Annotated in this window: 12 protein-coding genes; 3 read left to right on the top strand and 9 right to left on the bottom strand. The window is 41.7% G+C overall.

What is annotated here, in order from left to right:
- Positions 1 to 30: 30 nt before the first annotated feature.
- From BUC20_RS12510 to BUC20_RS12480, 7 genes are all read right to left on the bottom strand, one after another.
- Positions 31 to 1203 (bottom strand): DUF3095 domain-containing protein, encoded by a 1173-nt coding sequence (locus BUC20_RS12510; protein WP_073231274.1) that lies wholly within the window; start codon positions 1201 to 1203, stop codon positions 31 to 33.
- A 108-nt stretch (positions 1204 to 1311) separates the two neighbouring features.
- Positions 1312 to 2070, bottom strand: coding sequence for an SDR family oxidoreductase (locus BUC20_RS12505; RefSeq protein WP_234994510.1), 759 nt, complete (start codon positions 2068 to 2070; stop codon positions 1312 to 1314).
- Between the two features lie 51 nt (positions 2071 to 2121).
- On the bottom strand, positions 2122 to 2529 hold the full coding sequence (locus BUC20_RS12500) for a helix-turn-helix domain-containing protein (protein WP_073231270.1): 408 nt from the start codon (positions 2527 to 2529) through the stop codon (positions 2122 to 2124).
- Between the two features lie 50 nt (positions 2530 to 2579).
- A complete protein-coding gene (locus BUC20_RS12495; RefSeq protein WP_073231268.1) occupies positions 2580 to 3542 on the bottom strand; it encodes a TonB family protein in 963 nt (320 codons plus the stop codon).
- Between the two features lie 35 nt (positions 3543 to 3577).
- Entirely contained in the window at positions 3578 to 4219 is a 642-nt protein-coding gene (locus tag BUC20_RS12490) for a class I SAM-dependent methyltransferase (protein WP_073231266.1), read from the bottom strand.
- Complete coding sequence (locus BUC20_RS12485) at positions 4216 to 5130, bottom strand: UbiA prenyltransferase family protein (protein ID WP_073231264.1); 915 nt, start codon at positions 5128 to 5130, stop codon at positions 4216 to 4218. Before BUC20_RS12485 ends, BUC20_RS12490 begins: the two co-directional genes overlap by 4 nt.
- Positions 5131 to 5190: 60 nt before the next feature.
- Complete coding sequence (locus tag BUC20_RS12480; protein WP_073231262.1) at positions 5191 to 6267, bottom strand: lipase family protein; 1077 nt, start codon at positions 6265 to 6267, stop codon at positions 5191 to 5193.
- A gap of 167 nt (positions 6268 to 6434) precedes the next feature.
- Here BUC20_RS12480 and BUC20_RS12475 point away from each other — a divergent pair, with 167 nt between their 5' ends.
- On the top strand, positions 6435 to 7223 hold the full coding sequence (locus tag BUC20_RS12475; protein ID WP_143166775.1) for a M12 family metallopeptidase: 789 nt from the start codon (positions 6435 to 6437) through the stop codon (positions 7221 to 7223).
- A gap of 119 nt (positions 7224 to 7342) precedes the next feature.
- Here BUC20_RS12475 and BUC20_RS12470 read toward each other — a convergent pair whose 3' ends face one another.
- Positions 7343 to 7927 carry a murein L,D-transpeptidase catalytic domain-containing protein gene (locus tag BUC20_RS12470; RefSeq protein ID WP_073231258.1) on the bottom strand — a complete coding sequence of 195 codons (585 nt, stop codon included), beginning with the start codon at positions 7925 to 7927 and terminating at the stop codon, positions 7343 to 7345.
- Positions 7928 to 8062: 135 nt separating this feature from the next.
- Between BUC20_RS12470 and BUC20_RS12465 the strand changes: the two genes are divergently transcribed.
- Complete coding sequence (locus BUC20_RS12465) at positions 8063 to 8542, top strand: DinB family protein (protein ID WP_073231256.1); 480 nt, start codon at positions 8063 to 8065, stop codon at positions 8540 to 8542.
- Between the two features lie 61 nt (positions 8543 to 8603).
- Here the strand turns inward: BUC20_RS12465 and BUC20_RS12460 are convergent, their stop codons facing one another.
- Entirely contained in the window at positions 8604 to 11369 is a 2766-nt protein-coding gene (locus tag BUC20_RS12460) for a TonB-dependent receptor (protein ID WP_073231254.1), read from the bottom strand.
- Between the two features lie 543 nt (positions 11370 to 11912).
- Here BUC20_RS12460 and BUC20_RS12455 point away from each other — a divergent pair.
- Entirely contained in the window at positions 11913 to 14981 is a 3069-nt protein-coding gene (locus BUC20_RS12455; protein ID WP_073231252.1) for a SusC/RagA family TonB-linked outer membrane protein, read from the top strand.
- The last annotated feature ends 4 nt before the right edge of the window (positions 14982 to 14985 follow it).

Genomic DNA, 14985 nt, shown 5'->3' with positions numbered 1-14985 from the left:
GAGGCTCCTGTTTCTTTCTTTCCATAAAGATCAGGATGATGTGTTATTTTTAGAAGAAATGAGTTTTGCTTTCAGCTGACGGGCGGCCTGTGTATATCCACCCTCCGCTCCATCTACAAAATGAATATGACCATCTTTAAGGTCGCGTACATAACAGGACATTACGGAATCGCCGCTAATGTGAATGCCATATAAAATATCTCCCGCAGCTTCAAATTGATCCAGTACCTTTAACAGTACCAAACGTTGGGATTCATTGCCGGTGATCACTGTATTTATTCTCCCATCGATCACCAGCGTGTCTGACATTTCCACCAGCTTATTCAGGTAATTTTTACCACTTTCAGTTTGAAAATAAATATAGCCATACAGGTTAATCAACCAGCTTTTCAGGAGCTCCAGAAAGCGGATCTTTCCGATTCTGGCGCGCATTTCCACACTCAGTCTGTCAAAGCTTGACTTTAACTTAAGTTTGGCTACAGAAATCGGCTGTCGTTTTTGTGGAGGACCATAAATCTCATCAATCTGACGCATTACCCGGCTAAAGACCTGAGCAGGGGGTCTGCCTTCTCCCGCAACGACCAATAGCGTTACGATTTCCTGGCTGTTTTCAGGCGGATCGATTTTATCCCAGCGACATTGCATGCCGCTCAGGTCCAATTCTTCAGCAGGACCCAGTGTTGTGGCAAAGAGATAGTCTTCTGCTTTGATCAATTGTTCGGCAAAGCTCAATCCTTTTCCCAGGACTACAGGAATAGAGAAGGCTTCAGAAAGACTAAGTTTACTGATGTTCAATTCATAACCTTCCTTATAAATCTGTTGCACAGGCACTGTTCCAACGCGGAGTTCAAGGCTAAAATTATCAAAAGTATTGGACTGGTACAGTATCAGGCCCCTCATGGCATGCTCTACAATAGAAGGAGGAACAATAAATGTGGCGCCATCTCCACCAAAAAAGAAGGGGACAGTAACTCCGGACCTGAAAGCTAAGTTCAAGACCGTTACGATACTTCCTGTGGCGATCAGGTTTACAGTTTCATGCAGCCCATCCCTAACCGCCTGAGTAGACTTTTTAATGTCCGTAATGATCACGTGCCAGTCGGCCGGGATATCATGAAACAATTCTGCCTTTACTAAGAGGTCAGCAAGTGACATGCGGTTGGCAGGTAAATCATTGTAAAACTGATCTGTATTTTCAGGCATCCTTAAAAATAACCATCATCTTTTTAATTATGACAATTATTTATGCAAAAAACAGAGACAGGTTATCCTGCCTCTGTTTCATTGTATTACCTTCTCACTTTTATTGTATTATCTTGTTGTATACCCACCGTTTGCAAAAATGGTCTGTCCGGTAATCCACCAGCCATCGGTGACTAAAAATTCAACCAACGGGGCAATATCCCGAATGTCCGTTAAACCACCCAATGCTGAGGCTGATTTATGATAAGCAACCGCATCACTGGACTCCTGCCCGTAAAAGAAAGGGGTATCCATTGGTCCGGGGGCAACAGCCGTAACAGAAATCCCTCTTTCCCCGAACTCTTTGGAAGCCGCACGGGTAAAATGTTCTACCGGGGCTTTTGCTCCTGCATAAGTAGAATATAAACCAGTATATGCAGCGAGTAATGAAGTCACAATCGTACAAATTTTACCATTGTCATTGATTTTCTTGCCTGCTTCCTGAAGGAAGAAATAAGCAGATTTGGAATTGACCCCAAACATCACATCGTATTCGGCTTCAGTCGTTTCTGAAAATGGCTTTTTAAGGACCATACCAACTGTATTAATGGCGATATCAATACCTCCAAACTTTGCTATAGCCTCTTCAAAAAGCTTCGTTACATTGGCAGGAACCGTCAGGTCACCTTGTATCAGGATCGCTTCTGCACCAATTGCATGAATTTCCGACAGGGTTTTTTCGGCATCTTCCTTTGTGCTGTCGCTATTATAATGAATTACCACTTTGGCTCCTTTTTTTGCAAAATCAAGGCTCAGTAAGCCCCCCAGATTTTTGGCACCTCCGGCAATCAGTACCACTTTTCCTTTTAAATCATTTCTAGACATCATGTTTTTTTTAAGTTAAGACTGATGTAAAGGTCTGAAGAAGAAAAGGCTACATTATGGTGAACTTTTCGGTTTTTTCAGTGCCGAAGTTTTTTTTCTGAACTGTCCGGGTGTTTCTCCTGAATACTTTTTGAAGAATTTAGAGAAATTAGACGGATCGTAGGTCAGTCGGCGGGCAATTTCTGCAACTGGTAAAGCAGTATCTTTAAGGAGCTGCCTGGCCAGCTCCAGGATTTTAAAGTCGTAAAAATGACATGGATGATTTCCGCTGCTTTGCTGGATCACTGCGATCAGGTGCTGATGGGAAACACAAAGTTCTTTAGAGATCTCGCTCAATTCCATCATCTCTGTTGATTTACCCGAAACCAGGTCAGCTAAATGCTGGTCCAGAAAAGCAAAGTATTCAGCTGTCAGCTCTTCTACGCGACCGGATGTTTTTTTCAAATCATTGCTGGTTGTCATAAACTAAATTCTTTAAATACCAGCCCTAAGGTATGGCTATAATTTTTGAGTTAATCCAATACAAACCTTACCGGAAGGTTGCAGAGTAAATCGCTGGGAACACCTCTGTAATACCCTGTTTTCCAGAGCGGACTACGTTTTACCACTCTTAAAGCCTCTCTATCCAGCTCCGGATGAACTTTCTTTGTGACCCTCACGTTGATAACCTCTCCGGTTTTAAGCACCTTGAATGACAAGAGTACCGTTCCCTGAATTCCCTCTTCCTGACATTTTGAAGGATACTTAATGTTCCTCCCCAGAAATAAGGAAAGCGCCTTCTGGCCCCCCACAAACTCAGGAGATACCAGTAGTTCAGTATAATCATAGCTTTTCCCTTTATCATCAATGCTTTTTCCGGAAATCAACTTTCCATTAGCATAGGTTTCAGAATAGGTCGACTTTTCTCCGGTATTTTTTCCAGTCCAGATTCCGTCATACACCCCATCACTCACACTCCCTTCATCTGTAACCTCCTTAAAATCATCACCATAAATAAGATACTTACCTTTACCATTAACGACTAGATTTTTTCCTTTCATATCTTTGACCGTTTTGATGTACTCAGATCTCTGAACAGGTGTGCCTTCCTTTTTGTAAACTATAGTGGTATACAACTTCCCATTCGGATAATAAGTAGTCACCTCACCTTCCAGTTCATCATTAACATAATTACCTTCTTTCTCCTTATTTCCATTTTGATAATAAGAAACATAAGGCCCTTCATAGATCATCCGTTTATCCATTCTCGTCTGGCCTATGCTCTTCTTCTTCCCATTCATATAGTAATCATTCACCTGATATATACCGTTTCCGGATTTGGATGCAGTTACCACACGCTTGTAATCTGCGCTGTCTTTGTTCTTAACATAACCAACATTTTTTTTAATATAATAGGTGGTATCAGCCGGGACCTGTGCAACGGCATTCAAACAAAAAAACAACAGGACGGAAAGGAGAAAATTAAGTTTGTTCATAAAAGTATAGATAGCACGGATTAATTTCTGCTAATTTAAGAAATTTTATTCCCTTTACGGTAAACGAAGCCTTGGATGAAGCCTCCATAATAACCTTTACCTGCAATTTCCTGATAAGCGGCATTTTTAAAATAAGAATCCATATTGATCAGTTCCGATGCTTCTACAATTCCGATGAGCTTAAAAAAGACATACATCACTTTGAGAAAGGCTGATTTCCACCACCTTCCTTTTTGCTCATTGAGACTAAAATCCACAAACAGCCAGAGACCATTTTCTTTCAGCAAAAGATCCAGCTGATTAAACACCGTACCAGCTCTTTGTGCTGAAAAGTTATCAAACAAAAACGGGGTTAGCATCACGTCAAAACTTATTGAAGAAGAAAAATTTTCAATCCCCTGATTTATAAAATCAACCCGGTTAGTTCCCGGATTTCTATTCCTGGAAAGGGCAATCATATTTGCCGATATCTCCACATAAACGATATGTAATCCGGCAGGCTGGACTTTGGCCAGCTCTTCCAGAATCCATCCGGTTCCTCCCCCGACAATTAAAACCCTGCTGTTTTTGGGAATATATTTCAGCTGATCAATCTGGGCATTCACCTGAGATTTAAAAAAGACCATGCGGCTCAGCCTGTCATAGTAATTGGCGATATGATCGTAGTTATTCGTCATAGCGGCATGAATTGCATGCCAATAACTCCACAAATGGCTTTAAACAAAATCAGTCCGTCAATCACCATCAGGTAATATAAAATATTCTTCCTCCTGCGCATGGAATAAGCGATATAAATCGTCAGGAGGAAAGGGAGGATGTTCAATAAAGTTGGGATGGGACCAAAACCTTTATATCCGGCAAATATAAAAAGCGAGATCATGCCAATGATCAGTAAAGGGATCAGGATATAAAATATGGTCCGTCTTAAACCAAACCTGACCACAAATGTTTTCAGGTGTTTATTTGCATCGGTAGGATAATCCTTGATGTCGAATAAAATGGCATTCACCGTGCAGAACATCCAGTTTTTGATGAATAACCAGGTCCATAAAAGTGGATCATGATAACCGATTCCTGTCTCTATTTTCAGCATAATCAGTGGCAGCACATTTGCACAGCAGGCCCATACAAAGCCAATTACAAAAGCTTTTAACCAACCGGTATTCCGTAAATCGAAGTTCAGGAAGGACTTTGGCAGCAGCCGGTAATATAAGCCCCCCGCAAGGACAATAATTCCAATTGCCATCCAGTAGCTGCCGGGCAGGTTCAGAATATTGGAATAGTTTACATAGAGTAGCCTCAAGGCTAAAGCAATACACAATGTAAAAAGGATTCCCTGACTCCAGCTGATGAATACTTTATGCTTAAAATACCATTGGCTCCTTGGGTTATTCGGGGAAGGCTGAGCAGAAATCTTATGATAAGCATAAGTATAGTAGATCGTTGGTGCCAGGAATAACAACAGGTAATAATTCAGGGAATTATAAGGTAACCTGAGTTGCTGAGTGGCTTCCAGCGTAAGTGCCACCGCCAGCAGCCCCACAAAATAATTACCAAAGAAAACGAACCTGATGACTTTATTGCCCATTCATATTTTAATAACAATGCGATGTGCAGGCCAATTTCGGATATAAAATGAATATAATTACTATAAACTTCCCTGTTTATTCCTGATTGAGCAAGTATAGATAAGGAGGAAATTTGGAAATTTCTGATCATAACCCGGCTTTGGATACAGGATAACTGAAGTTCCTGTCCGGACATAATTGCTGCTGTTATAATATGCAGGAGCCTCATAATCCGGCAAATAAGTCTTTATTCTTTTCGCCATCTCCTCTCCTAACAATTTCTGATAGCGCTTCACGACTTTTCGGGAAGGATTCCGCACTTTGTTATACATCATATTGAGGATTAACCTTTTGAAAAAAGATTGTTTTTTAATCATACCCTCGATCAGGGGAACCGGACTTATTTCCGGAAAATCATCCAGCATCTGCACTGAAAAGGGGGTTTGAGGCACCCAGTCGGCTGCATTGATCACATTGTATGCCCAGCCATCCTGCGTTACAGATTCGTAACTATAGGCAAAATATAAGTTTCCTGGTTTTGGGGCTGCACTACAATAGGTTTTAAAACGGATATCTGAAGCCAAACGACCTTGTTTTTGTAAACTGTATAGATGCGCGGTAAGCAAATAACCAATCGCCCCTCCCTGGCTATGTCCCATGATGATAAAATCCCTCATGCCTGACTGATAACAGGAATCTATTTTGGGCAGCATATCTTCTGCGATAAAAGCAGTGCTGATCAGGAAGCCGGCAGGAACAGCTGCTTTAGGATCTGCCGACAACTCATATTTAAAGGTATGCTGAGCATCAATATTCAGTTCTCCTTTTGCAGGAACCATTGCCGCATACAGATTTGCCAGCCAGCTTTCGCTCTTTGCAGTAGAACCCCTGATGCACAACACTGCGGTGGTCCGGTCCTTCATCCACAATTCCCAGGCATTGTCCAATCCGATGGATTTACTTTGATAAGCCAATTTAGAATGTTCCGGTTTAGGAATAAGTTTTGCTTTTGAGGGTGCTTCAAATGAGGTGGACGACAAATAAATCAGCTCTCTGTATTCGGCCTTATCAAAGCCAGGTTTCAGGTGTTGTGCCCTTCCGGAAAAAACACCCCAACATAGAAAAAAGAAAACAGCTGTTAATTTTAGAACATTCATAGATCGGGAGCGCATAGACATTGAATTACTAAATTAGGGAAAAGAATACGGCTTTCCCAATTTGTTAAAATTTTGAATTGTTGACAAAAAAATATATCAAATTGGCAAATGTATCAAGAAAATTACCATATATTGAACTTAATACCGACCGAAAAACAAACCAATTTATGAAAATTACAAAAAACCTATTGTTCATTGCAGCTACGCTTTTAATCATGGCAGGCTGTAAAAAAAACACTGACAACGCCATTCAGGAAGAGAATCCGGTAGCAAAAACAGAATCAAACGCTCCTTTTTCATGTGAAATGAAGGTAGATTCACCTGATGGTAAACCTGTCACAGAATCTAACGGGCCGGCCAACAAAGTCTGGCCTAATGGAAGTACCATCAAAGTTAGATTTAGCGGAGGAACAGCTTATGTAAGGTCTAAAGTTCAGCAATATGCCAAAAGCTGGGAAACTTATGCCAACCTTACTTTTCAGTTTGTTGCAGACAATGCCGCAGCAGATATTAAAGTTGCTTTTGATGCAGGGGGGTCCTGGTCTTACATAGGAACAGATACCAAAAATAAAACCGTTTCTATGAACTATGGCTGGTTCAACAACAATACCAGCGATACAGAATTCAGAAGAACAGTAACCCACGAATTTGGCCATGCTTTAGGTCTGAACCACGAGCAGTCACACCCTGATGCCAATATTCCATGGAATACACAAGCTGTTTACAATTACTATATGGGCGCACCAAACTATTGGACTAAAGCTCAGGTAGATTACAATGTGCTTGCGGTTTCTTCAAGAACAGGATTGAACTATACAGCTTACGACAAAGCCTCAATCATGCACTACCCTGTTCAGGCTCAATTTACAACTAACAATGTAACTATTGCAGCGAACAACACTACCATTTCAGCAAACGACGCCTTATATATGACCAGCATTTATCCTGGCAGATAATCGTCAAATCTTATAACTAACTCATCCTAAAAATTCATTCGGTCTGTATGAAACCTTCAGTAGCTATTGCTGCTGAAGGTTTTTTATGCAACAGCAAGCCCTGGCATCCCAGATTGTGATCAGTTATAAATCCAAAGCAAAACAGGTTTACTCTTTTTCTTCAACAACTGATCAACCTTTCTCATCACCGCATCAGCAAGGACAGGACAGCCGGCACTTTGTCCGAATAAAGTAGCCGGATAAATTTCATGATCTGGGACAGGGGAATAAGAGTGAAGAACGACAATCCTTTTATAAGCATTGTCATTGCTCTTTTCAAGACCATGCATTTTATAATTCACATGGATTCCCCAATTGCTATATCCACGTTTTCCGATACGATATTTTCCGGGAGAAGTACAATTGCTTCCAATCGCATTGCTAAACACGGGTTTATTGGCCGTGCTTCCTCCTCCTACTCCATGTGCACAAAGACCAGCTATGACCACCTCCTTTTTCTTAAAGTCCCATACAAACAAGCGGTTCTTACCAGAATGAATACGCATATCTACAAGGATACATATTGAGGTATCCATGTTCTTCTTTTTTAAAAAAGCCTTTGCTTCAGCGATGGGAAACCTGGAGATAGCTGCCGGATCCTGTGCTGCAGCGGTAAAACCCAGCAGGAGACAAATGGAAATCAGGGAAAGCGTTTTATGGATCATTTCTTCGTGAAAGATTTATAACGATCGGGTTCAGTTTTAATTGTAAATCCTTGGTCATCATTCCACAATCGGTTCCTCTTCTTAATTATAACCGATAAATTTAAAGCGCAAATTACCCTCCTCATTCCTGAAATTATGAAACAATTATTCTCATCGCTCTCCAGTCAATCCAATGAAATAGAAAACACCTTATTGTTATTTAAACAGGAACAACTGACCTGGGTTCCCGAGACCTGGGATGGCATTCCCGGGGAGAGATTTTCAGCAATTGAACAGATCTGTCACATCAGAGATATAGAAACTGATGGATATCATCAGCGGATACAGGCCATCCTAACCGAAAACAACCCCGAATTAGCTTCAGTTGCAGGGTATGAACTGGCCATTCAGAGAGATTACAAAAACGCTGATTTAAAGGAAACGATTACGGCCTTTCAGGAAGCAAGAAAAAAGACCATAGCAATGATTGAAGCAATTGATGATGAGCAATGGAACAGACCAGCGTATTTTGAAGGCTATGGGAACATTACGCTTCGTTCTCTACTCCACTTCCTTTGCAGTCATGATCTGGAACATCTGGCCTCTCTGCGCTGGCTCCTTGGAAAAATGGGCTAAAGAAAAAGACCAGCACCATTTCAGATAACTGATCTGGCGCTGGTCTTCCTGATGGTTTTATTTAAAAGTTAAAGCCGATTCTTGCAAAAAAGCGCCTTCCATTTCCGCCCATCTGTACAGCATCAAATGGTCCGGCAGGTTCATTGTTATAGGCCCATCCTTTGGCTCCCGGAAGATAAGCAAGATCCGGATGTACATTGAACAGGTTATCAGCACCCAAAGAGATCCGGGCATATTTATTCAGTTTATAAGAGAAGTAAACATCACTGACCATTTTACCACTGTAGTTGTAAAGATCGGCAACTGAACCGGAACCATCATCTTTTGGTACTACAGGTGAAGTTCCGGTTCCATCGCCATACCCATAGATATCAACTTTTCCGAAATAGGTAAAACGCAACCCAACAGTCAGGTCCTGGTATCCATATTCCGGATTCAATGAGAACTTAGTTTTAGGTGCAGAAGCTAAAATGAATTTCTTTTCCCTTGAGCTCAGGAAGGTTTCTTTTAGGGCTTCTGTTCTGCCCAAAATGGTCGGATAATTTACCTTATCGATGTCCATGCTTTGAAAGTTTCCTGTAAATAAAAGTCTGTAGCGGTTGTCGCCGATCGTTTTATTATAGTCCAGGACCACATCCAAACCACGGTTAGTGGTGTTCACTGCATTGGCAAAAAACTGTGCAGTACCTACCCTCAATGCTTTTAATGCATCGGTAAATGAAGGATCAAGTGTTTCATCTGTTGCACTAAACTGTCCGGACAGTACCACCCGGTCTTTTACATTGATGATATAACCATCTACCGTAATGCTAAATTCCGGAACAGGTTTAAAGGTAAAGCCCAATCCTGCATTTTTTGAAGTTTCCTGTTTAAGGTTCGGGATTCCCGCGGCTTTGGTAATTGGACTGCTATTAGGAGCAATTTTCACTTCAGAAATGACAGCACCCTGCACATTGGTAAAGGTAGAGCTGTAGTTGATCTGTTGAAGTGATGGAGCACGGAATCCGGTACCTACCGAACCACGAATGTTAAAATTATCGGTGATCTTATAACGGGTAGCAAACTTAGTACTGAAATTATAGCCAAAATCACTGTAATGCTCCAGTCGGTTAGCAAAATTAATCAGCCATTTATCTGTTGCATCCAATTCGAAATCTACAAAAGCTCCGAATACCGATCTGTTGGAATTTGCAGCATCAGCTGGTTGAAAACCAGGAAAACCTTGTGAACCCGCAGCTTTAACTCCGGCAGGATCATAATTTTTATAGGAAGCCTCTTCCCCGGCAGAGATCTTATAGCGCTCATACCTGTATTCTGCACCAAAACCCAGGTTAAATCCGGAAAGGACCTGATCAAAACGCTTGCTGAAATTCAAGTTTGTTGTATTCTGTAAAAATTCAGACCCACCATCATCAAAAGAAGTTTTATCAGCACCTAATGAAGCATTGAAAGTTTTCTTACCATAAAAATGAAAATCATTGTTTCCGGTATTGTTGCTCAGGTCCCAGTTCCAGTCCTTGCCAAAGCTTCCTTTTAGCCCTGCGGCGAAAGCAAGGTCTTTAATGTGTGTTTCAATAAGTGGATTGTAATAAGATTCTCCATCAGGAGTGTTTACAATGATCCCTGACACCGGAATGATGCTGGTCCCATTGGTAGGAAAACGTTCCGGTCTGGACGAGAAATTACGGGTAAATGCATAAGCTTCCGACCCTTTATAACTATAACCGCCAAAACTATAAAAGGTAGTTCTGGCACTTGTCGGGATCTCACTGTTAAAAAAGATCGTTCCTCCTTCCGACGAGCCGTCGCCATTTGCTCTTCTTGGTGTATTTAAGGGTAATGCTTTAGGATTGGCAGTTGCCGTATCCTTTGTCTGACGATAGGTCTTTCCACTTTTGGAATAATCGCCGCTCAGGTTAAGGAACCCTGATTTTCCGATTTTCAGCCCATAATTGGCATCAAAAGTAAAAGCATTTCCATCAATCGTGTTCCCATGAGGATATTGAGCAGCAGCCACGCTTTTTTTACTGTTAAAGGCAGGATCATAATATCCCGAATAGCCGATATTGGCGGTAAACTCATCTACCGTTTTTTTCAGGACCAGGTTGATTACTCCTGCGATCGCATCAGAACCATACTGTGCCGAAGCTCCGTCGCGGAGTATTTCGACCCGCTCGATTGCTGCAGTCGGAATCGTACTGAGGTCTACTCCTGAATTCCCTCTGCCCCTTGTTCCAAATACAGATACGAAGGCTGTGGAATGACGACGTTTACCATTCACCAGTACCAGGGTCTGATCTGGCCCTAATCCTCTCAATGTACCCAGTTCCACATGATCCGCGCCATCAGAGCCGGATTGTTTGTTATAATTAAATGAAGGAGCAGCATAATTTAAGATATCAGTAAGTTCCAGCCGGCCGGTTGTAGCTGCAGTTTTACTGACGTTCACAATATCTACAGGAACTGCGGTTTCGAGCTTTACCCGTCCCGCAGATCGTGTTCCGATGAGCACGACTTCATCCAGCTGGGCGGTATTGCCTTCCATACTGACCTGAAATGTGGTATTCGTTCCAACCGGCAGGGTAACCGATTTATATCCTGTGTAACTGAACACCAATTGGTCTGTCGGCAGCCCTTCAATCGAGAACTGTCCGCCTGAATTGGTGCTCGTTCCCAGTTTACTTCCTTTGATGTATACAGATACACCAATTAAAGTTTCTTTGGTGGCTGCATCAGTCACCGTTCCGGTAATGGTCTTTTTTTGTGCAAATGTCAGTTCTGAGCCCAGAAATAGCAGGGCAATGAGGAGTAGGTTGATTTTTTTCATAGTGGTGGATGATGTTAAAAATAGGTTTAGATTTTCAACATAAAATACCAATTATTCTCAACAATACCATACACAATATTATTGGCACACAGTTGTTTGAAATAAAATTCGCAACAACATCTTCATTTCAGTTAAATGAAGTTCATTTGTGTTTTTCTTAGAAATCCTGATGTTTACCTCTGAAGGAATTTTACTATCCGCAGGGAATTCCCTGGCGGTCATCCAGCCCATCAGTCGTTTTATCTGATTTTTCATCACTCCTTCAGCACAAAGTGAGAATGCTTAAGATGGATATTAATTTCATTTTTCCTAAAATAATATCATAAAAATATTCTCTCTGCTACAATTCAACAAACCTAAAGCTCAACTATTTGCTCAAATTCCAAGAAAATTGGACTTTATCAAATTATAAACTATCTTAGGTTAAGGGCACCCGCCTGACAAACCAAATATTACACCTATAAAAGGCCAAAATTTAGCCTGGGTAAAACGCCATTGATTTCCTGTCCTAAAATCCTAATACCTAACCATACCTAACCAATTATGACAAGCAATTTTTTACTCAGAAATTCCGGAGTCGTTTTAAAAAACAGACCCGGTTTACAGACGCTGCAAAAAGCAGCGATGTCTCTTTTTATTCTACTGGTATCCTGTGTCACTGCCTATGCCCAATCTGTGGTGACCGGAACGGTGACCGACAAAGAGAATACCACCCTCATTGGAGTAACCGTTTCTGTTGAGGGAAAAAGCGTTAGAACGCTAACTGATGCCAATGGCAAATATGCCATAAATGTACCCGCAGATGGAAAAAAGCTAACTTTCAGCTATGTGGGAATGCAAACGCTAACCCTGGACATTGATGGAAAAAAAATCCTGAATGCAGTGCTCGCACAAGGTAATGAACTCAGTGAAGTGACCGTTGTCGGTTATGGCTCAGTGAAGAAAAGTGACCTTACCGGTGCTGTGGCCACCATCTCTGCAAAGGATTTCAACAAGGGTCCGCTCATCGCCCCGGATCAGTTGATGCAGGGTAAAGTTGCCGGTGTCCAGATGATCAATAACAGTGGGCAGCCTGGTGGTGCCACTACAGTAAAAATCCGGGGAAATACTGCCGTTACAGGAAGTGGGCAACCCTTATATGTAGTAGATGGAGTTGCCCTTTCGGGGAATTCAGCAAGACCAAGTGCCAGTCCGGCTTCGGTTGGTGGAGTTAAAGCTTCTCCCGGAGGAGGCATTGGTGCCGCGCCCGGAGGAAACCCACTGAGTTTTATCAATCCCAGTGATATTGCAACAATGGAAATCTTAAAGGACGCTTCTGCAACTGCAATTTATGGATCCAGAGCGGCTTTTGGAGTGGTTCTGATCACCACAAAAAGAGGTGCGAGCGGCGCAATGAAACTAGATGTTAATGCCTCAACAGGCGTGAGTAATATCATGAATCAGCTTGATGTTTTAGATGGAGATGAATACCGCTCTGCATTGAGCAAATACGGCTTGACTTCAGGTGATTATGGAAGCAATGTAAACGCTATGGATGCCATTATGCGTAGTGCTTACAACCAGAATTATTCTGTCGGGTTGAGTGGCGGGAACGATGCCAATACTTATCGTGCCTCTTTTGGGTACCAGGATCAACAGGGAATTATCCGGAAAACAGACCTCAAAAAATATACGGCTTCCTTTAATGGCAACTTCAAATTTCTGGACAGTAAAAAGCTGGGAATGGACGTAACCATGATCAGTAGCCAGTATGGCGAGAACATTGCCCCGATTACCAATGATGCCGGATTCACAGGCAGTTTAATCAGTCAGGCTTTAACATGGAATCCAACACGGCCTTTAAAAAATCCTGATGGCTCATTGTTCATAGAAAATGGCAGGATCATTAATCCGCTTGCTATGTCTGAAGCCTACAGTGATAAATCTAAAGTATCTTCTATCTTGGGAAGTATTTCCCCTTATTACAAGATTACCCCTTGGTTAGAATACCGTATGCTGGTGAGTCTTAATTACAGTTCTGGCGTGAGGAGAAGCTCGACCCGCAGCTTTATTAATATAGAAGGTGTTCAGGCAAAGCCTGCGGATAATTTTCCTGGAGGATACGCGAGTTATTCAAACAGTGAAGTCCTTACCCAACAATTCACCAATACGTTGAATTTCAATAAAGAAATCGCATCAAAACTGAATCTAAACGCCATCATTGGTTACGAATACTCCAATTTCGTCAACAAAGGAACAAATATGAGTGCCAGCGGATTTGGCGACATCCCAGTAGATTATACAGATGTTCTGCAGGCAACTCCTACAAATAACAGAAGGATGAGCTCCTTCAACGATCCCACTACTGAACTGCAATCGTATTTTGCCCGTGCCATCTTTAATTATGCTGGTAAGTATCTGTTGACAGCAACCATACGTGCCGATGGTTCTACCCGCTTTGGTTCCGACAACAGATATGGATATTTCCCCTCTTTCTCTGCCGCCTGGAACATGAGGAATGAAGATTTTCTTTCAAATGTAGAATGGCTGGATCAGTTGAAAGTTAGGGTAGGATATGGTAAAACCGGAAATCAGGAATTCCCCTCAGGTTCTTCGCAACGACGTTTTGCCTTTGGTTATGATCAGGGTGGACCAACCTTAAACATCATCAATAATGAAAACAAAAAACTGAAGTGGCAAGCAGATGAACAAATGAATATCGGTGCTGATTTCGGCTTTTTTAAAGGGAGGCTTAAGGGTTCAATCGATCTGTTCAGAAAAAAAACAACCGATCTTTTATTTCCAAAAACTCCTGAATATCCTGCAGCAAAGGATGGTTCAGTTACCTGGTTCAATTTACCAGGCACCATCCTGAATAAGGGGATTGAGCTGACTCTAAATGGCAGCATCATAGACCAGACAGATTTTTCGTGGTCCTTGGGAGGAAACGCCACCTTTCTCAAAAACAAAGTAACAGATTTCCCTACCTTCATTAATACCGGAGCTTTAAACGGACAAGGGCTGAGCGATGTGACCTTAGAAGTAATCCAGAAGGGATTACCAATGTTTGCAATGGTTACCCGACGCTATGAAGGCCTGGATGCAAATGGCTTCTCTAAATATACAGACGACGGCTATACCTATTACTATGTGGGCAACCCTAATCCTAGCGTTATTCTTGGTATCAGTACTGATTTCAGATACAAGAAGTTAACATTGGGATTAAACTTTAACGGATCGTTCGGGCAGGATATTTACAACAACACCGCTAATTCTGTATTACCAATTACCAATCTGGGAACGAGAAACATAGCTTCAGCATTGTTAAACTCTTCCATAAAAGAATCATTAGCAAATCCCATTGCAGCCTCTTCCCGCTATATTGAAAAAGGAAATTATTTAAAACTAGCGAATGCAACCCTTAATTATAATGTAGGAAATATAGGAAAGACCATAAAAGGACTAAATGTCTATGTGAACGGACAGAATCTTTTTGTAATGACTAAGTATTCTGGATTTGATCCGGAGGTAAATACCGATAAAAGTATCAACGGAATTCCTTCTGCCGGCATAGAATATGTCCCATATCCAACAGCCAGAACCTTCAATTTTGGGGTTAACTTTTCTCTTTAATTTA

It is taken from the genome of Pedobacter caeni, from assembly GCF_900129215.1.
Taxonomy (GTDB): Bacteria; Bacteroidota; Bacteroidia; order Sphingobacteriales; family Sphingobacteriaceae; genus Pedobacter; species Pedobacter caeni.
The sequence above is the reverse complement of the archived record's forward strand: the minus strand, read 5'-3'. Positions and strand labels throughout refer to the sequence as shown.

What these genes read in the sequence shown, in the direction of transcription:
- BUC20_RS12510 (WP_073231274.1), bottom strand. Translation starts at nt 1,203, where the DNA reads ATGCCTGAAAATACAGATCAGTTTTACAATGATTTACCTGCCAACCGC.
- BUC20_RS12505 (WP_234994510.1), bottom strand. Translation starts at nt 2,070, where the DNA reads ATGATGTCTAGAAATGATTTAAAAGGAAAAGTGGTACTGATTGCCGGA.
- BUC20_RS12500 (WP_073231270.1), bottom strand. Translation starts at nt 2,529, where the DNA reads ATGACAACCAGCAATGATTTGAAAAAAACATCCGGTCGCGTAGAAGAG.
- BUC20_RS12495 (WP_073231268.1), bottom strand. Translation starts at nt 3,542, where the DNA reads ATGAACAAACTTAATTTTCTCCTTTCCGTCCTGTTGTTTTTTTGTTTG.
- BUC20_RS12490 (WP_073231266.1), bottom strand. Translation starts at nt 4,219, where the DNA reads ATGACGAATAACTACGATCATATCGCCAATTACTATGACAGGCTGAGC.
- BUC20_RS12485 (WP_073231264.1), bottom strand. Translation starts at nt 5,130, where the DNA reads ATGGGCAATAAAGTCATCAGGTTCGTTTTCTTTGGTAATTATTTTGTG.
- BUC20_RS12480 (WP_073231262.1), bottom strand. Translation starts at nt 6,267, where the DNA reads ATGAATGTTCTAAAATTAACAGCTGTTTTCTTTTTTCTATGTTGGGGT.
- BUC20_RS12475 (WP_143166775.1), top strand. Translation starts at nt 6,435, where the DNA reads ATGAAAATTACAAAAAACCTATTGTTCATTGCAGCTACGCTTTTAATC.
- BUC20_RS12470 (WP_073231258.1), bottom strand. Translation starts at nt 7,927, where the DNA reads ATGATCCATAAAACGCTTTCCCTGATTTCCATTTGTCTCCTGCTGGGT.
- BUC20_RS12465 (WP_073231256.1), top strand. Translation starts at nt 8,063, where the DNA reads ATGAAACAATTATTCTCATCGCTCTCCAGTCAATCCAATGAAATAGAA.
- BUC20_RS12460 (WP_073231254.1), bottom strand. Translation starts at nt 11,369, where the DNA reads ATGAAAAAAATCAACCTACTCCTCATTGCCCTGCTATTTCTGGGCTCA.
- BUC20_RS12455 (WP_073231252.1), top strand. Translation starts at nt 11,913, where the DNA reads ATGACAAGCAATTTTTTACTCAGAAATTCCGGAGTCGTTTTAAAAAAC.